Below are 19,024 nucleotides of genomic sequence, written 5' to 3' on the forward strand. Positions count from 1 at the left end.
CACATGCTTTAAGCGCTCTAGTTAAGCGGCCTGAAGGCGACAATACGCCTCACCAAACACCAGCAAATCTAGGCTATTAGAAACATCGGTCTTATTTTGAATAAGCTGAAAATACCAGCTTCCATCGGCCACATTGCCATACAGAATAGCGCCCACCAGCAAGCCGTCATTGACCACCAGTTTGCGATAATGATCGCCCTCCACATCGTTAAAAACGATGCAGGTATCGTCGTGTATCGGTTCAATCCGACCTACGGAAAACAGATTCACGCCCGATACTTTTAATTTTGTTGGTGTTGACTCGATGGCAAACTCATCCGATTCACCCGCCAACACCTGCGTTAATACACGAATTTGTGTCCAAATCGGTGCCACTAAACCAAACGTCTGCTGATTAAACTCACAACACTCCCCTATCGCGAAGACGTTCTCGTGGGAAGTTGCCATTTTAGAATCGACGATAATCGCACGATGGGTTTGCAATCCTGCGTTTTTTGCCAATGCTATTTCAGGCGTAATACCCGCTGCCATAACCACAAGATCAACGTCCATTAGGTCGCCATTTTGACAAACAACCTGAGACACGCGACCCGCCTTTTCTTGAATAAATGAGTCAGGCGATTCACCGAGACGAAACTCAACGCCCATTTGCTTCAAACGCGATTGCAATAGTGCGGCGGCCGGCTCGTCCAGTTGGCGGTTTAATAACCATCTTGAACGATGAAACACAGTTACCTTGTGACCGCGCTTTACTAGGCCGACTGCTGCCTCCAGACCTAATAAGCCACCACCCACCACAACGATTGATTGCTGATCGGGTAACGCGGTCATCACATCCACATCTTGCCAAGTGCGAAATCCCATCACGTTATCCGCTTCGGCGCCACCGATAGGCAAGATAGTGGAACGAGAACCTGTCGCCATAACGAGCTGGTCGTAGTTGATCTCTTTGCCGCTGGCTAATTGAAGGGATTTGTCATCTAAATTCACGTTAACGACAGGGTCACTGACGATCATATCAATGCCGTGTTGCAGCATCTCATGTGTATTGACCAACGCCATATCACGTGCGGTAATGTCATTCGCCAACAAAGAAGACAACATAATTCGGTTGTAACCTAGCCGTGGCTCCTCACCGATTAAAACGATGTGAAAACGATCGCCATGAGCTTGCTGCATATCGTGAGCCAACTTGCTGCCCGCCATACCGGCCCCCACAATAACCAACCGTTGCTTATTCATTGCGTTAGGAAAACTAGGCATGGGCGGCCTTGGTCGCGGTTTCTTTGGACTTCACCGCTCGCTGAATAGGCTCTACTTTTCGTTGCTTTTCATACAAAAACGTCAACACTTGGGTGCGATAATCGACATATCTAGGGTCATTCGCTAAAGCCAAACGATCCCGTGGACGCTCTAAATCCACGTGTAAAATTTCCCCCACGCTGGCTTCTGGACCGTTTGTCATCATGACAATGCGGTCCGACAATAAAACCGCTTCGTCCACATCATGGGTAATCATAATCACGGTATTATTAAGATCTTTTTGAATTTCCATAAGCGAGTCTTGTAAATGCGCTCTTGTCAACGCGTCAAGCGCACCAAAAGGCTCATCCATCAACAAGACACTCGGCTCCATCGCCAAAGCTCGAGCAATACCTACGCGCTGTTTCATACCGCCAGAGATTTCATCTGGACGCTTATCAGCAGCGTGCGTCATATGCACCAACTCTAAGTTATGCATGATCCAGTCGTGCATTTCTTTCTTCGTTTTGGTTTTTCTGAACACTCTTTTTACCGCTAACTCGACATTTTGATAGGACGTCAACCAAGGTAATAGTGAGTGATTTTGAAAGACCACTGCACGCTCTGGCCCTGGCCCTTTCACTTCTTTTCCGTCGAGCAAAATGCCACCTTCGGTAGCGTCATACAAACCCGCAACGATATTCAACACCGTGGACTTACCGCACCCAGAGTGACCGATAAGAGAAACGAACTCGCCTTTTTCAATTTTTAAACTGACGTTATCCAATGCCTTAAACGGCCCTTTTGGCGTCGGAAACTCAATAGAAACGTGACTGATGTCTAAATGTGTCGCCATGGTATTCTCCCGTCTTAGCGTAATATTTGTGTTTTGTCCCAAGAGACAATGCGCTGTATGGTCAGCATGACTCGGTCTAATAAGTAACCGATAAAGCCAATCATCAATACCGCTACCATGATCCGCCCCAACGAGTTTGAACTGCCGTTTTGAAACTCATCCCAAACGAACTTTCCTAACCCAGGGTTTTGCGCCAACATTTCGGCCGCTATTAATACCATCCAAGCAATACCCAGTGATAAGCGCAACCCGGTAAACATCAAGGGAATCGCTGAAGGAATCACGATCTTCATCACATGAGTCACCCATCCAAGCTGAAGCACTTTAGAAACATTGAGCAAGTCTTTTTCCACAGCAGCAACACCAACCGCGGTATTAATTAACGTTGGCCACATGCAACATAACGTTACTGTAAACATTGAAGTTAAAAATGATTTCGAAAACATCGGATCATCCGATACGTAACTCGCGCTGACTACCATAGTGACCAAAGGTAACCACGCCAAAGGTGAAACCGGTTTAAAGATCTGAATGACAGGATTTAAAGCACTGTAAACAGAACGATTTAGACCGATTAGAATGCCCAATGGAATGGCAATAAAGCTGGCCAAACCAAAGCCAGCCAGTACGGTATAAAGGCTGGTAAAAATCTGATCAAAAAATGTCGGTTTTCCTGTGTAGTCTCTTAATGTTCCTTCGTAATTAGGGTCTTTCGCTTGACGCTCAGCAATACGCTCTTCTTGACGCACATAAAATTTATCTTCTTTTAGTCGCTCACGCTGATGCTCTGCAACCAAACTGTTCCATTGTTCATAAACTACGACGGGGCCAGGAAACTCTCCTAACGAGGTATGAACTCGGCTGGCCCCCATCTGCCATAACGAGATGAAGACTAAAATGCCAAAAATAGGCAGTAACATACCTTTAAAGGACAGCTCACTGAGCTTGTCTTTTAGCGACGCCATAGTTAGGTTGCTTATCATCATGTATTCTCACTTTGTTTTACTCGGGCTATTGCACACACTAAGCCATCTCATAAAGCCGCCACACAAGGCGGCGGCTATTACGAGATTGAGTTAGATTTGATCGTCGTTTTTCAAGCCAATATCAAAACGCTTCAAGTAATCATTAGGGTATTTACCGTCGTACAAAACACCGTCTATGAAGTCACTTTGTGGTGCTTTAAAACCATCTTCTGTTTTGAAGTCAGGAAATTCAGTCGCTTTCATAATCCCATCTTCTATTAACGCTCGAGCCGCCTGTGCGTATATATCTGGACGATAAACGTCTTTGGCGATATTCATAAACCACTCATCTGATTTAGGCTCAGCAATTTGACCCCAACGGCGCATTTGCGTTAAATACCAAATCGCGTCGCTGTAGTAGGGGTAAGTCGCGTGATGGCGAAAGAACACATTAAAATCAGGAATCTCACGCTTATCGCCTTTTTCGTACTCAAAGGTGCCCGTCATGCTGTTTGCAATGACATCGTAATCAGCGCCAACATATTGACTACGTGAAAGGATCTCAACGGCTTCTGGACGATTACCATTGTTGTTATCATCCAACCATTTCGCCGCACGAATCATGGCTTTTACCACACGGATATGAGTGTTTGGATTTTGCTCAGCCCACTCGTTGCTCACACCGAATACTTTTTCAGGGTTATTTTTCCAAATTTCATAATCCGTAATAACGGGCACACCAATACCCTTGAATACGGCTTGCTGATTCCATGGTTCACCCACGCAATAGCCAGAAATGGTGCCGGCCTCCATGGTGGCTGGCATTTGTGGCGGTGGCGTCACCGACAACAAGGCATCCGCGTTAATTTGGCCACTTGTATCGCCACGCGCTGGTGCATAATATCCTGGATGAATGCCGCCAGCGGCTAGCCAGTAACGCAATTCATAGTTGTGCGTTGATACTGGAAATACCATGCCCATTTTAAAAGGCTTACCCTGAGCCTTATAACCATCAATCACTGGCTTAAGGGCACTTGCACTGATTGGGTGAACCGGTTTTCCATCGGCGTCGTTTGGAATATTCTTCTTCATCTCAGCCCAAACATCGTTCGAAACCGTAATACCGTTACCATTTAAATCCATGCTAAACGCAGTCACTATGTGGGCTTTAGTACCATAGCCAATGGTTGCGCCCAGTGGTTGACCTGCCAGCATGTGAGCGCCATCTAATTGACCATCTATTACTCGGTCTAATAGCACTTTCCAGTTCGCTTGTGCTTCTAACGTGACGTACAAACCTTCATCTTCGAAGTAACCCTTTTCATAAGCGATGGCCAAAGGCGCCATATCGGTTAACTTTATAAAGCCAAATTTAAGCTCTTCTTTTTCCGCGTAACCCAGTTCTGCTTGCGCTGTTAATGACAACAAAGCTGACCCAAGAACAAGGCCAAAGGTCACACGTCGAGTTGTTTTTGCCAACGTTGATAACGGGGTAACCGTCTTTAAAAGTCTTACATTCATCGTAGTGCTCCGCTTTGAGAGTGAGTAAAAATCAAAAACAAAAAAAAGGCGCGTGCAAATCACATATAATGTGTTTACAGGCACCTTTGCCATTCAAGAAAAGCCCTACATTGGACTTTAATAATGTGAACAATCACCAGCCATCGTTGCTGGTGTTGCTAAAATAAAGCGTTCATTTTTTATCGTTAAATCGTGTTTGTCCCGATAACGATTTACTAAATAATTAGCATAAAACGCGCCAACTATCTTAAGTTAATGATTTTGTTGATTTTTAATTTATGGATGTGTTTTTTAGTCACCGCTCACTATAAATTCCATCCCTGTTTAGGTTTTACTGCGCCCAACCATCACGCACAACGCACCATAAAGGACACGCTACCGCCGAAACCCTTTATGGATACCCTCTTCATGTAATCGTATCTTTCCTGATGCGACAGACCCCAGCCAAACCAAAGCTTCATCTGGTGCTAAATGCCAAGAACGATCAAGGGTGTCGCTTAAACCTAATGCCTTAATGTACAAATCTTGTCGATACACCTGCTCAGCGGTTTCATTAAGAGAAGCGACAGATGATAATTGATGCCAACGGTGCATTTGCGCCATAATCCATAGTGCATAACTGGGCAGCGGCTTATTCACACCCTCGCCAGAAAAACGTTGATACGCTTGCAACGGCCAGTCAAACTGGCTTTTAGGTTTTATAGAACCAAAACCATAAATCAACTGCTCAACCGTGCAGTTCAAATACTCTGACTGACTTAACAGGTTCAATAAATCTGTTCGATTAATGGGGTCATCTACCCATCGGCACGCTTTTTCCAAGGCTCGAATCATGGCTAGATGTACGTCTGGTTTTTGCTCAGCCCATAAAGAATTCACACCGAAAACTTTCTCGGGTGTGCTGCCCCAAATGTCGTAACCTGTCACCAACATGTGACCGACACCTTGCTCCACCGCAAGACTGTTCCAGGGCTCTCCAACGCAATAGCCATCAATGTCGCCGCTTTTTAAACTGTCTATCATTTTTACTGGTGGCACGACGACAATTTGAACGTCTTTATCTGGGTCTATGCCTGCTTGGCTAAGCCAATCCCTTAATTGGTAATTGTGAGACGAATACGGGTATACCATGGCAAAACGTAACGGCGGTTTATCATCGCCACGCTCTTCAATACATTGTTTCAAGGCCATTCCGTTACGAATGTCCTCTGCATTACTGGCGACCAGCCGAAGCTGATCGTATAAGGCGTTACTCACTGTTATCCCATTACCATTATGACTGACCGTAAAGCTGGTTTGCATGGCCGCTTTAAGCGTACCCACCCCTAATGTTGCCGCAATAGGCATTGAGGCCAACATATGAGCACCGTCGAGTAAATTAAAGGCCACTTTGTCGCGAATGCTGGCCCAAGAAGCCTCTTTCGACAAGACAACATCGACACCTTCATCGGCAAAGAAACCCTTTTCGTAAGCAATGACGAAAGGCGCACAATCAATCAGTGGAATAAACCCAATGCGAACAGGCTCTACGGCATGCAAAATAGGAGGATTTGATATTTGGCTCATTTCGAATCCCCCATTAAAGCCATTACGGAAATGATGTTTCGCGCCACCTCAGTCATACGCTGACTACGATCCATCGCTAATTTTCTCAGCGCTTGGTAGGCGGCTGGTTCATCGCATTTTTGGTGTTTCATGATCAACCCTTTTGCTTTGTCTATGAGCTTACGGTCTTCTAATTGACTTTTTACACTTTCCAATTCAGACCTTAACGCTTGAAATTCTCTGAATCGAGCAATGGCGACTTGCAACAGCGCCTTGACACTTCCACTGTTAACTCCGTCAACAACATAAGCACTCACACCGGCACGAATGGCGGCTTCGACATGTTTCGAGTCATCTTCTTGAGCAAACATAACGATGGGGCGAGGATTATCTTTAGTGAGTCTGGACATATTTTCCAACATATCTCGATCTGGCGACTCAATATCAATAATCACCATATCAGGCTGATATTTATTGACGGCCTCTGTTAAATTTTTGGCATTTTCAAGGCGCCTAATGACACGATAGCCACTGTCCGTCATGGCTTGCTCAACAATCGCCGCTCTTGCGGGTTCATTATCGACAAGCATCACGGTTAATTCTGTTTCAGGGAGCGCTGGCATGGTGCATTCTCTTTAAAATCGTAAGTTTACGCTCAATTAAGAAGCAAATATTACGCCAGTAAGGTTGGTTTTTTTTCGAAGAATAAAGACAAAAAAGGCCCATTTTGGGCCTTTAAGAATGATTTGAGCAAAATATTGAATACAAAAAATACAGAAAAAAAAAATAACGGTGCGAAGTATTAAAAATATGCACCAACTAAAAGCAAAAAATCACCCCTTAACCAGCAAAGCTAAAGACAACCGGTCTTTCGTGCCTGTCTTTTTAAAAATAGAGGTCAAGTGAGCTTTTATTGTACGCTCGGTGATACTCATCTCTAGAGCAATTTCCTTATTAGACAAACCTCTCGAAATACCTTCCGCTACCTTATGCTCACGTTCTGATAAATCTGCCAACTTATCTGACAGCACAGAAGAAGCCGATATTGAAGGCGACTGCATAATAAGCTGCTGTATAAAAGCTTTTCCACCCCATATTTCCCCTGCATCGATCACAGACAACACCAATTCAAGCTGATCTTTACCAATATAAGGGGCACATTGACCATTGACTCCAGCAGAGAATAAACGCGCAGCCGCCGCTTGACTTGCCTGGTTAGGAAAAACGATGATCTTTTGAGTAGGAAAATCAGAACACAAGCGCACAACGCCTTCCACTTGTTGTGAAAAGGCACTATCACCTAAATAAATAAAGCAGTATGAAAGCGCGCCCCCTGAGGCGCTAAGCACATCATAAGCCGCTTCAAACGATTCGGTTCGCACCATGGAAGCGGAGACATTGATAACCTGATTCCAATGCTTCCATACGGCGTCATCTGTATTCCAACACAAAATTTTCAAAATAAGTTTCGTCCTAGCAAATACCTTGCTGACATTCTAAACAGCAAACAACACTCAATTGTTAACATTTGTTATCAAGCTCTGTTCTAAGCATTATTTTTGTAATTAACGTTCACGAAGTGCATTTTGTTTTGCTTTTAAAATAGGTTTTAGGAGGTAATCAAGCAATGTTTTCTTCCCTGTCAATATGTCTACCGTAGCCTGCATGCCAGGAATAATAGGTAATGGGGACTGATCGGTACCTAAATAATTTTTGTCAGTACGGACTCGAACAAGGTAAAAGCTTTTCCCCTCTTCATCCAAAATGGTGTCTGCACTGATATTTTCAACCACCCCATGCAACCCCCCGAAAACAGCAAAATCATATGCCGACAATTTAACTACAGCACTGAATTTGGGCTGGATAAAACCAATGTTTTCAGGGCGAACTTTGGCTTCAATAAGCAGAGAGTCTTCAATGGGAACGATTTCCATCAAATTCATACCAGGCTTGATAACGCCTCCAACGGTATTTAATTGAATTTGTTTTACAATTCCTTTCACTGGCGATCGAACTTGCGTTCTGGATACCTTGTCTTCAAGCGATACATTGGTTTCACGTAACTGATCCAGTTTGCTGCGTACGCCAGTCAGGTCCTCTTGGGCTTCTGATCGGAACGTCGCATCACTTTCTTGCAGTTTACTTTGCGCTTCCTTTAAAGAGGATTGCGCACGTGGAATAGCAAGCTGAGTTGCCTCTAACTCTCCTTGTAGCTGATTAACTTGACGCTCAAGCTGTAACAACTCAACCCGTGAAACGGCCCCTTGCTTATAAGCTGGACGTGTTAAATCCAGCTCTTCTTTTGAGAATCCATAACTTTGTTTTAGATTATCCAGTTTTGCCTCAAGCTCGATGATTTCTTGTCTTTTCTGTACAATTTGCTGCTCAAAACCCACTTGGTTTGTACGCAAAGACTCTCGCCGGCTGTTATACAAATCCAGCTCTCTTTTTACGACGAGGGGGTAATCTTTTTTAAACTCCTCACTAAAATCAGGTTCAATCCCGTAGGACTCAGCCTGTAAACGTGTTGCTCTTACTTGTAAATTAATCGATTCGGCTTGCTGCTCCCTCAGAGACGATAAGGCTTCTGTGTTTTCAATCGTCATCAAGATTTGGCGATTGTCTACCACCTGACCCACTTGAACGTTAATTTCTTTTAAAATCCCCCCCTCAAGGTTTTGGATTTGCTGCACTTGACTCGAAGGTATTACCTTACCTTCGCCAACCGTCACTTCATCCAAGGAGGTGTAATTTGCCCACACCAATGCCGCTGCTACAAAAACAAAGATTACCCATAAAATGATTCGCCCACCACGAGGAGTCTTTAGCATTAAGGCCGCGTTGCGGTCAGTAAGATATTCAAGATCGTGCTGTGAAATCGATTTATTATCACTCATCATTAACTGACCTTTAACTTGCCTTGACGAAGCGCTTCATGCACCTGCTCTTTTGGACCATCGGCGATTAGTCGTCCGTTGTCCATAACAATAATACGATCTACCATATCTAACATAGACGCTTTATGAGTAATTAAAATAAGCGTCTTATCTTTTATGCCCGCCATGAGCCTTCTCTTCATACGAGACTCGGTTGTATTGTCCATTGAGGCGGTAGGTTCGTCTAAGATCAAAATAGGCGGATCAAATAGCAAGGCACGTGCAATCGCAATACTTTGGCGTTGACCACCTGACAACAAGGCTCCCCGCTCTCCCACGCTGCTGTCTAGCCCATTTGGCTTACGATTTGCAAACTCTGATACACCCGACAATTCAGCTGCACGAATAATCGCGTCATCTTCCATGTAGGGTACACCCATTACGATATTGTCTTTAATCGACCCATAAAACAAATTCACATCTTGTGACACAGAGCCTATATTACGACGCAGATCCGCAGGGTTAACCTGACGAAGGTCAACACCATCAACGCGAACGGCACCACTATCAGGTGTATACAGTCCTGTCATCAATTTACCGAGTGTCGACTTACCGGATCCAATACGCCCAATAATGGCGACTTTCTCACCCTTCTTGATATTAATATTGATAGCACTGATGGCAGTTTGTTCTTGATCAGGATAGGAGAAGTTCACCGCTTCAAACTGAAACTCCCCTTTAAAACCAGAACGATGCACAAATTTCACATCCTCAGGATGCTCAACGGGTGACGACATGATCTCATTTAAAGAGCTAAACGCTGACTTGGCTTGGTTATAACGCGTGGCTAAACTCGCGACTTGTGCCATTGGGCCTAGCGCTCTACCGGTTAACATCACAGACGCAACTAAGGCCCCCATACTCATGCTGCCTTCGGCGATCTGATACACCCCCACAATAACAATAATCACCGTAGTAAGTTGCTGAGCCACCATCGCAAACGAAGAGGACGACTGTGACAGCTGACGTGTTTTCACCCCCCAATCAGCGATATTACCTACCGCACTTTCCCACTGTTTTTGCATAACACCTTCAGCGTTATTTAACTTAACACTTTCGGCGTTATACAGACTTTCAATCAATACGGCATTTTTCTGAGAAGCCGTTTTCTGCCCTTCCTCAATAGAACGCTTAAGCGGAATCTGAATAATGAGACTGTAAAGTAGAATTAATGCAACAGTTACCAAGGGTATATAACCAACAGGCCCACCAATTAGCCAAATCACACCAATAATGAGGAACATAAAAGGTATATCAACCAAAGTGGTGACTGAGGCAGACGTGATGAAATCCCGAATACTCTCAAACTCTTGTAGATTTTTAGCAAACGCACCAACCGACTTAGGACGTGACGCCATTGTGATGTTATTCACACGAGAAAAAATAGCGGCAGAGATCAAAATATCTGATTTTTTTCCCTGCTATATCAATAAAATAGGCTCTTAACGTGCGCAATAAGAAATCAAACAGATAAACAACACCCGCTCCAATTGCCAGTACCCACAAGGTATCAAATGCGTTGTTTGGTACAACACGATCATACACATTCATCACAAAAAGAGGACTAGCTACCGCGAAGATATTGATCAACAAAGAGGCAATAAACACATCGCGATAAATGCGCCATGAACGCGAGATAGTCCCCCAAAACCAATGCCCTTTTTTGCCTTCGTTTTCGTTTTTTTTCTCAGATCGTTTATCAAACTTATAGAGGGGGCGCACAAAGAAGCAGTAGCCGGTAAAAGAATCAATTAAATCCCCCGTGGTTACCTCTATCTCACCTTCACCTGATTCGGGACGCAATATTTTTGCTTTGCCTTTCGCTTTGTCAAACTCAAGTAAAACACAGGCCTGTTGATCGTTAAGCAGCAACACAACAGGCATCACCATATTGGGAATTTTAACTAATGAACGTTTTACAAATCGCGCATTGATGCCAATACGCTGTGCCGCACGCTTAAATAGCTCAGGCGACATTGCGTTATCGGTAATGGGCAAGCCGGCTGAAATACCGTCTGCTGTATGGGGATTATAAAAATACTTACTTAGCAACACCAAGCAATCTAGTAACGGGTTTGGGTATTCTAAAGAAGCGCCTTTAATATTCCATTGACGGCCACTCATCTCAACCTCTTCTTCAATCCGTGAACTCGATCCTTCGCCTGATTCATTCGCGATATCATGTTCGCTCTTTGCATCATTATCTAAAGGCGATGAAGAGCTCTGTTCTGAGCGATCAGAGTCAGACATACTCTATATTCTCCTAAAACTTCCAAAAATCTGTTTTTGTAAATCAACAACTTGAGTATTATTATCTAGAATAGTGGTTATTTGTTAAGATGGGAAGCGAACAAATCATCTTACGGTACATTCAGACATAAGAAGGAAAGCACCATGCTGTACGCAAAAACAAACATTCAAGGTGTCGTTATCGATGTCTCCACCACACACTCTGATGAATATAACCTATTGGTTGCACCAAATGACCCAGAAGTCGCCAATATCTTAGCCAAAAAGTTCACCACAGCAGGCACCAGCACTCAAGACATTCTGGACAATTCAGACAGTGACATGATGAGGGTGTTAGAAGACCTTGTCGACTTACTCACCGAAAAACGACTTATACAGTTTACCGAACTGCCGCTGGCGGCACAAAAAAAGTTACTGGGCCGAAAATGGGTTCGCGGTGTTCACAATGGCCACGATGACAGTCTAATGACTAATAACGATCGATTCATTGAAGGCTTGGATGAAGACCCTCTTATTTGAGAAAGAATGACCATTAAAAACAGTCAAGATAAGTAGTAATACCATTACATATCTTGCGAGCGACCAACAAAGAAACCTTGTGTACCGGTGACATCAAAACGCTTTAACGCCGTCAATTGTTTTTCACTTTCTACGCCGGTAGCAATCACGTCAATATTTAAACTGCCAAACATTTTACAAAGCGTGTGCATAAAGAAAGACTCAGATTCTTTGCCTGCCGCCATTCGCGTGTAAGAAGAATCCACTTTCACATAGTCAGGCATCAGGGTCTGTAAATATTGAAAAGCAGAAAATTGTTTGCCTACGTTATCGATACCAAATACGACTCGCTGTGTTTTTAACATTTTCGCCAAACTGATCGCCTGCGCCTCTTCAGACAAAATACCTTGTTCTGAGATTTCAAACATGATTTTGCTTTTTAATAGTGGACTAAGTTGACTTAGCGTCTTCTCTAGCCAACGAATAAAATCGGGCTTAGCATATGAAGACAGGGATAAATTTACCGTCAAGGGGATCGCCGGCTGTTTCACTCTGATGTATTCAATAACCCGTCCAATAATTACCTGATCGATTTGCTTACCCAGATCAAATTGCTCTGACAAACCAATAAAGAAACCGGCATGATACTCCTTACCGTAATGCTCTAGCCCCATAAACACTTCTTCATGAAGCAAACTCGAAGGGGCCTCTAAAGTTGCCACGGGTTGTTTTTTCAATTTAAAAGCACGGTTTTTGATGGCGAGCTCTAATATCTCTTTCCATTGCGCCTTAGTTAAAGCCACCGTATTGTCGATATTAAGATCAAACACTTTACTTGTATTTTCCCCTAACCGCTTGGCTTCACGTAGCGCCGCATCCGCTTGCGTCATTGCGCTTGGGCGATCCACCGAACCGTCTATGGTTGCCGCACCGATATTCGCCACCGAGCTTGAATAGCTAATGCCAGCGTTATTCAACTCCATCAAATCGATTATGATCTCATCAACAGCTCGCTTAAGTTGATTATGATCAAAATTCGGAATTAACAAAACAAAATCGGCACCAGATAAACGTGCCAAGGTCGCCGAAGACGATAGCGTCATGACTTTTCTCGCTAAGATCTCCGCTGAAGACAATACAAACAAGTCCGCTGATTCATACCCTCGCTCATTGTTAAGTTTACCTAAATCAACCAAACTGATTAGGGCAAGGCCATCCGTTCCGCGCTCTCTTTCCGCAAAATGTGACTTCATTTGGCTTTCAAAGAAATTACGATTGCCCAAACCACTTACGGGGTCTTTAAATGCTTTGGCTTGTAACCAATGTGCTGTCTCTACTTCTGAAGCAAATTCTTTTTCTAATTTATCAGCCATTCGATTCATAGACAAAACCACTGACTTTAACTCTCGCGTTTTAGGAACGTTTAGCATTTTAATAAAACGACGCTGCTGGATTGCTTCGGCTTGCTTTTCTAATTCCGCTAAGGGGCGAAACAAATAACGTAAGGCCACGCTACCTAAAATAAGGGTTATCGATCCAATGATAAAAAAAGACAGCAACAAGTCTCTTGAGGCAAGCCAAAGCTGATTGTAACCATAACCCGCACTGCCGGTAATATACACCTGACCCAATTCATTCCAACCATTGGAAATAATAGCCCTTGCCACTGGCACTTTAAAATCAATCAACTGGATGAACCATGACGGTACACCATCGATTTTCGTCTCATTAGACCGAGTAATATTTTGATCATCGGCGTAAATGTGTATGCGCACTTCAGAGAAATAGCCGCTATCAAACACAGCATTAATACTACTCTCAACCGAAGCATAATCTTCAATTGCCATAAAATCAGACACAGACATGCTTAGCGAAGTGGCCGAATCTTGCGTCGTCGATTCCAATTGCCCCACCAAATACCCTTTGGTGGTATTAAAATTGATCCCCATCACAACAGCGAGCATTATTGAGAATATGGCAATAATCGTCATCATTAATTGGCGAAACAGTGTCATCCAAGTTCTCCTAATTTGTCATTGTATCAAAGCGATTATTTAGATCTGTCCACAAGCTCAATCTTGATGAGCCACCGACTAACACCCCCCGCCCTTTTTCTTTAGAAAGCCACAAGCTGTCTGCATTGAACGAATATATAGGCAGGAGGTCGTTGCGCTTTGACGCAGGTTTTAATTCTCTATCAAGGTTATCGAGCAAAACTGGGATGGATGTTGGATTATGATAATACGCCAGTACCATGTGATGCTGGTTGAGCTTTAACGCTTTAACGTAAACAAGGCGCAATTTTTCGTCGGGAACACCCAGTTCTCTGAGTGTAAAGTATTTGGCAATCGTAAAATCTTCACAATCCCCTGCCTGCATCCCTAAAAACTCAATGGGAGTCGCCCAATAATCTTCTTTTCCCCATAACTTCATATCGTCTACAAAATCCATTTGATTAAAGAAAGTATTTACTTGAGTAAGTTGCTCAACAATTGGCAAGGCCTTCGAATCATCCACTAATTGCCGCCATGCCAATATTCGCTTTTCTGCACTTGCACCATACAAAGGTACAGCTTGTTTGGCTAATTTTTTATATTTATCCGAGACATCAGCATACAATAAGATATGTGAGGTCAAGCACATAATAATAAGCACACAAACCAAACGTTTGGCGCGCTTTAGTAGAGCATAAAACGAATCAACTCGTTTTCTCACTGAAATGTCACTTATCAGACAGTGGCTTAGCGTTAAAAGCCGCAAGCTGTTCAGGGGTGGCGTTTGGTTGATATTTAGCTTTCCAAGTATCATAAGGCTCGCCATAAACGAACTCACGAGCCTCATCGTAGTCGAGCTTAACCCCACGTTGCTCGGCCTCCGCCATATACCATTTACTTAGACAATTCCGGCAAAAACCCGCCAAATTCATAAGATCTATATTTTGTACCGACTTATTATCATCTAAGTGCTTTAACAGCCGACGCAATACGGCCGCTTCAATTTCAGTTTGATTGCTCATCATAGGACTCTAACTTATAAAGTTGAAAGGTTAACCCTTATTTACTACAGCGATGGTCAGAGGGTTGCTTTCTCCACTGCCACTCTTGGGCTGATGACATGAATGCTCTTAACGGCGCCATATTTTCCCCTGATACCTGCTCAATGGCGTAAGCACACGCTTCGAGTGTAGACAAAAATTCTGCACTCGGAGATTTGCGAATCGTATACATGCTCATTGGCGCAGAAGAAAAACACACTGCGTCATAGACTTGCAACAAGCGCTCACTGAAATACAGTTTTTTGGCCTTGCGCCACGTCGCATCAACAAAAATTAGCCCTTCAATCTCTGACAACCTGCTGGACTCCATAGACTCTAATGCAACGGCTCGATCAGAGGGAAAAACCAGCCGCCATTTTTGAGGATCTTTTTCTTTTAACGCATCACTCAATGCACCGACAGACGTTAAAACAACACGCTCAACCGATGGCAAACAAAGGGTTAAGAGTGCAACGGTATTCTTGGCGTGTTGCGCTTCTTTTGGATCTTGTAAAACAAGGATCGACATACGGGTTGTGACGGAGGGAATCCAACGACACACACACTGCCCTTGAAGAAAACAACAGCCATCGCAACGTACTCGTTTATCGTCACTCATTCTTCAATTTAATCTTTCCAGATACGCTTTAACCACGTTATCCCAACCCATATCCAATGCCTCAGTCGTTAACGCATGGCCAATGGAAACTTCAGCGATTCTACCCTGTTCACACAGTGCTTGAACATTGTTTAAATCCAAATCATGACCGGCGTTTACGGTAAGCCCTGCATCTAAAGCGGCTTGAGCGGCGTGCTGATACTGTCTAAGCGTATCATTAAAATTTTCCTGACCGAAGGCATTGGCGTATCCCTCTGTATAAAGTTCCACACGATCCGCCCCCACCTCTTTCGCCATAGCCATACTGTCTGCATCGGGGTCCATAAACAAAACAACACGAATGCCTTTCGCTTTTAATTGAGCGATAACCGGACGTAACGCATCTTGATCGCGTGCGAGGTTCCAACCGTGATCGGAAGTCAATTGATTCGGGTCGTCGGGGACGAGCGTGCACTGATCTGGCTCTACTTCCAAAACCACCTCTAAAAACTGCGCATCGGGGAATCCTTCGATATTTAATTCTGCCCCAGGAAAACGTTTTAACAAGGCTTTTAAATCATGCGCATCTTGATACGTAGCATGACGTTGATCTGGTCTTGGATGAATAGTAATGCCAAACGCGCCCAACCCTAAAGTCCGCTCCGCCATGTGAATCAAATTGGGGTAGTCCCGTCCCCGTGAATTTCGAAGTAGACCAATTTTGTTCAAATTAACGCTTAAGTGTGTCATCTAACATCTCTCGACAGGGTCATTTATTGACATTATAAGATAAACACCCAACCACAAGCATTAAAATACCCAACAACTTCTTCACTTAGACAACCCAATAAATGGCGGCTTATGATAAAATGCGCACCACAAATAGGAGTCCACAATGAAATACGAACTCTTCCAGTCCATTTTTGATCGCGCAGCACGTCGCCATGGTGGAAACACTCGCCTCAATACCTTGCTTGACAGACCCTTCAGCTCATTAGAACTTCGTCAACACAGTGACGACCGATGGCTCTCGGCTTTTTCACAAAAAATATTTCAGTCCGGTATTAATTGGCAGGTAGTGCGCAATAAATGGCCTGATTTTGAGACCGTTTTCTTTGCTTTTGATGTCGAAAAAATGCTTCTTATTCACGATGAAATGTGGCAAGAAAAAGCCAAAGACACGCGCATTATACGCAATTTTGGTAAAGTCATGACCATTCGAGAGAATGCGTTAATGATCAATGAATGCCAAACCAGTCATGGTTCATTTGCCAACTTTGTAGCGCAATGGCCTAACGAAGACATTATTGGGCTATGGGCGTATTTAAAAAAACATGGCGCACGCCTTGGTGGAAACACCGGCCCCTACACACTTCGGGCAATGGGGAAAGATACCTTCATGCTCACAAAAGACGTTGAAGGCTATTTGCGCCATCACGAGATTATTACAACTGGGCGCGACACTCAGACTGCATGGAAAGCTGCACAAAATGCGTTTAATCATTGGCACAAAGAAAGTGGCCGCTCTTACACCGAAATAAGTCAATGCATTGCGTTGAGTGTAAATTAACACTCACTCATTTAGACTTTAAACCATACACATTATTTATTAGGAAACCACATGGCCGACTTACGCATCGACATCATTACAGATTTAGTTTGCCCTTGGTGTTACCTGGGATACTCACGACTCAAACAAGCCATCGAGCAGCTAGGCGATGATTACCGCATTGATATTCACTGGCAACCCTTTGAACTGCACCCAGACATGCCACTTGAAGGCGCCGACCGTGAAAGCTTTTTACGAGAACGCTTTGGCAGCCCAGAAAAACTCAATGAAGCCACTCACGCAATTCAACAGGTGGGAATAGAAGCAGGGATACAATTTAATTTCTCTGAAAACGACCGCCTTCCCAATACAAAACTGACTCATCAGTTTGTTCTCGCCGCCGCAAAGTCAGGTTTAGCAACGCCTTTCGTGCTCGCTGTTTTCCATGCGTATTTTACGGAAGGTAAAGACATTGGCTCAAACAAGGTGCTAGAAGAACTGGCAGGTTTAATTGGCATGCAAACGATCGACATAACCTATGCAGTGAGTCCGGAAGCACACACTTTAACTGAAAAAAAACTCATACACTTACGAAAGATGGGCATTGATTCCGTCCCAACGTATGTCATCAATGATAAATACATGGTGCAAGGTGCCCATAATCCGGAATCTTTCCTTAAAGTCTTAGTCGACATCGCAGCAAAAGAGCACTAACTTTTTCAGAATACGACCAAAAAAATAATCCGTAAGTGCACTCATCACTGTTGATAATCATTAACATTGCAATTACAATCGCATGGTCAGAATATTAGTGAGAGTGATTTTCATTTATGTATATTTGTATTTGCAACAAAGTATCGGACAGAGACCTTAAAGCCTCTATTAATGAGGGTGCAACAACAATGCGGGAACTGTATAAAGCACATAATATTGGTAGTCAATGTGGTAAATGCTGCCAATGCGCTAAAACAATCCTGAATAATGAGTTGCTTATCCTGGCTGAAGGCCAAGTCAAAGTAGCGTAAGGCCGCATTATCGCGGCCTTACGTTTTCCTACAGTTGAGATTGTAAGTAGTTTTCAATTCCAGTGCTGGAAATCAAGTGCTGCTGCGTTTCTAACCAATCAATTTGTTCTTCTTGCTCTTCTAAAATCTTTTCCAACGCCGCTCGGCTCATGAAGTCTTTTCGCTCTTCGCATAATTTAATAGCCGCTTGTAGAGCGGGCAAGGTATCTAACTCAAATTCTAGGTTAGCTGCAATCATCTCTTCACTGTCTTCACCAATACGCAATCGCCCGAGATCTTGCAAATTGGGTAAGCCTTCTAGGAACAAAACACGTTCAATCAATCGATCGGCGTTTTTCATTTTTTGAATCGACGTTTTGTAATCCGCTTTATCTAATACGCTAAAACCAAAATCTTTAAACATTCGAGCATGTAAAAAATATTGATTAATGCCGACTAACTCATTGGCAAGTACTCTGTTTAGGTTAGCAATGACGCCTAAATCCCCTTTCATAGCTCGCCTCCTAGTTGCCTATTTGTGATTGGTAGTAGTTCTGCATACCGATTTTTTCCATCAAACCAAGCTGCTGTTCTAACCAATAAACATGGTCTTCTTCGGTATCAAATAGAAGTTTCTCAAGAGTTTCACGGGTTTGATAATCCCCTTCAAACTCACAAATAGCAATCGCATCACGTACAGACGACACCACTTCTAATTCGAGTGTCAAGTCATTGGCCATCATTGACCGCACATCCGAGCCTACCAGTAAATCACGGCGCTTGGTCATACAAGGCACGCCTTCTAGAAATAAAATACGCTTAATAAGCCAATCAGAATGCTGGGTTTCTTCTTCCATCTCATGGTTGAGTCGAACATATAGCTTATTCAAACCCCAATCATCGTACATACGAGAATGAATAAAATACTGATCGATAGCCGCCAACTCATTGGCCAACAATGAATTCAAGCTATCTATTACTTTTTGACTGCCTTTCATGATCTTTTCCTCTTACTTACTAATAGTG

The 19,024-nt window shown here is 43.6% G+C and carries 19 protein-coding genes and 1 pseudogene; 4 read left to right on the forward strand and 16 right to left on the reverse strand.

What is annotated here, in order from left to right; genetic code table 11:
* Positions 1–21: 21 nt before the first annotated feature.
* The 9 genes and pseudogenes from FXV75_RS09615 to FXV75_RS16710 all read right to left on the reverse strand — a co-directional run bounded on the left by FXV75_RS09615 (position 22) and on the right by FXV75_RS16710 (position 11,189).
* On the reverse strand, positions 22–1,263 hold the full coding sequence (locus FXV75_RS09615) for an NAD(P)/FAD-dependent oxidoreductase (RefSeq protein WP_148832904.1): 1,242 nt from the start codon (positions 1,261–1,263) through the stop codon (positions 22–24).
* Positions 1,256–2,098, reverse strand: coding sequence for an ABC transporter ATP-binding protein (locus FXV75_RS09620; RefSeq protein ID WP_148832906.1), 843 nt, complete (start codon positions 2,096–2,098; stop codon positions 1,256–1,258). The genes FXV75_RS09615 and FXV75_RS09620 overlap by 8 nt, the downstream gene beginning before the upstream one ends.
* A gap of 14 nt (positions 2,099–2,112) precedes the next feature.
* Entirely contained in the window at positions 2,113–3,084 is a 972-nt protein-coding gene (locus tag FXV75_RS09625) for an ABC transporter permease (protein ID WP_148832907.1), read from the reverse strand.
* Between the two features lie 90 nt (positions 3,085–3,174).
* Positions 3,175–4,584 (reverse strand): CmpA/NrtA family ABC transporter substrate-binding protein, encoded by a 1,410-nt coding sequence (locus tag FXV75_RS09630; RefSeq protein WP_148832908.1) that lies wholly within the window; start codon positions 4,582–4,584, stop codon positions 3,175–3,177.
* 375 nt (positions 4,585–4,959) lie between these two features.
* Positions 4,960–6,150, reverse strand: coding sequence for a CmpA/NrtA family ABC transporter substrate-binding protein (locus tag FXV75_RS09635; RefSeq protein WP_148832910.1), 1,191 nt, complete (start codon positions 6,148–6,150; stop codon positions 4,960–4,962).
* Positions 6,147–6,752, reverse strand: coding sequence for an ANTAR domain-containing response regulator (locus FXV75_RS09640; RefSeq protein WP_148832911.1), 606 nt, complete (start codon positions 6,750–6,752; stop codon positions 6,147–6,149). Before FXV75_RS09640 ends, FXV75_RS09635 begins: the two co-directional genes overlap by 4 nt.
* Positions 6,753–6,962: 210 nt before the next feature.
* The gene (locus FXV75_RS09645) at positions 6,963–7,589 is read right to left on the reverse strand and encodes a response regulator transcription factor (RefSeq protein WP_148832913.1); all 627 of its coding nucleotides are present in this window, start codon (positions 7,587–7,589) and stop codon (positions 6,963–6,965) included.
* Positions 7,590–7,694: 105 nt separating this feature from the next.
* Entirely contained in the window at positions 7,695–9,026 is a 1,332-nt protein-coding gene (locus tag FXV75_RS09650) for an HlyD family type I secretion periplasmic adaptor subunit (RefSeq protein ID WP_148835323.1), read from the reverse strand.
* Positions 9,027–9,028: 2 nt separating this feature from the next.
* Positions 9,029–11,189: pseudogene (locus FXV75_RS16710) on the reverse strand (type I secretion system permease/ATPase).
* 270 nt (positions 11,190–11,459) lie between these two features.
* Between FXV75_RS16710 and FXV75_RS09660 the strand changes: the two are divergent.
* Positions 11,460–11,834, forward strand: coding sequence for a hypothetical protein (locus tag FXV75_RS09660; RefSeq protein WP_148832914.1), 375 nt, complete (start codon positions 11,460–11,462; stop codon positions 11,832–11,834).
* A 44-nt stretch (positions 11,835–11,878) separates the two neighbouring features.
* Here FXV75_RS09660 and FXV75_RS09665 read toward each other — a convergent pair whose 3' ends face one another.
* From FXV75_RS09665 to FXV75_RS09685, 5 genes are all read right to left on the reverse strand, one after another.
* Positions 11,879–13,828, reverse strand: coding sequence for an EAL domain-containing protein (locus tag FXV75_RS09665; protein WP_148832916.1), 1,950 nt, complete (start codon positions 13,826–13,828; stop codon positions 11,879–11,881).
* Between the two features lie 10 nt (positions 13,829–13,838).
* Complete coding sequence (locus FXV75_RS09670) at positions 13,839–14,456, reverse strand: transglutaminase-like cysteine peptidase (RefSeq protein WP_148835325.1); 618 nt, start codon at positions 14,454–14,456, stop codon at positions 13,839–13,841.
* Between the two features lie 79 nt (positions 14,457–14,535).
* Positions 14,536–14,829, reverse strand: a complete 294-nt coding sequence (locus tag FXV75_RS09675; protein WP_222863118.1) for a DUF1244 domain-containing protein — start codon at positions 14,827–14,829, stop codon at positions 14,536–14,538.
* Positions 14,830–14,866: 37 nt separating this feature from the next.
* Positions 14,867–15,466: a tRNA-uridine aminocarboxypropyltransferase gene (locus FXV75_RS09680; protein ID WP_148832920.1), complete on the reverse strand. Its 600-nt coding sequence runs from the start codon at positions 15,464–15,466 to the stop codon at positions 14,867–14,869.
* Positions 15,467–15,469: 3 nt separating this feature from the next.
* Complete coding sequence (locus FXV75_RS09685; RefSeq protein WP_148832922.1) at positions 15,470–16,195, reverse strand: pyridoxine 5'-phosphate synthase; 726 nt, start codon at positions 16,193–16,195, stop codon at positions 15,470–15,472.
* Positions 16,196–16,340: 145 nt separating this feature from the next.
* On the opposite strand from FXV75_RS09685, the gene FXV75_RS09690 reads away from it, so the two are divergent.
* From FXV75_RS09690 to FXV75_RS09700, 3 genes are all read left to right on the forward strand, one after another.
* Complete coding sequence (locus FXV75_RS09690) at positions 16,341–17,015, forward strand: DNA-3-methyladenine glycosylase I (protein WP_148832924.1); 675 nt, start codon at positions 16,341–16,343, stop codon at positions 17,013–17,015.
* Between the two features lie 51 nt (positions 17,016–17,066).
* Positions 17,067–17,708, forward strand: coding sequence for a DsbA family oxidoreductase (locus FXV75_RS09695; RefSeq protein ID WP_148832926.1), 642 nt, complete (start codon positions 17,067–17,069; stop codon positions 17,706–17,708).
* A gap of 116 nt (positions 17,709–17,824) precedes the next feature.
* Positions 17,825–18,019 (forward strand): (2Fe-2S)-binding protein, encoded by a 195-nt coding sequence (locus FXV75_RS09700; protein WP_148832928.1) that lies wholly within the window; start codon positions 17,825–17,827, stop codon positions 18,017–18,019.
* 28 nt (positions 18,020–18,047) lie between these two features.
* On the opposite strand, the gene bfr (FXV75_RS09705) is transcribed toward FXV75_RS09700, so the two are convergent.
* Both bfr (FXV75_RS09705) and bfr (FXV75_RS09710) read right to left on the reverse strand, forming a co-directional pair.
* Positions 18,048–18,512 carry a bacterioferritin gene (gene bfr, locus FXV75_RS09705; protein WP_148832930.1) on the reverse strand — a complete coding sequence of 155 codons (465 nt, stop codon included), beginning with the start codon at positions 18,510–18,512 and terminating at the stop codon, positions 18,048–18,050.
* Between the two features lie 10 nt (positions 18,513–18,522).
* On the reverse strand, positions 18,523–18,996 hold the full coding sequence (bfr, locus tag FXV75_RS09710) for a bacterioferritin (protein ID WP_148832932.1): 474 nt from the start codon (positions 18,994–18,996) through the stop codon (positions 18,523–18,525).
* Between the last annotated feature and the right edge of the window lie 28 nt (positions 18,997–19,024).

The sequence above is a fragment of the Marinomonas sp. IMCC 4694 genome (assembly GCF_008122525.1).
Lineage (GTDB): Bacteria > Pseudomonadota > Gammaproteobacteria > Pseudomonadales > Marinomonadaceae > Marinomonas.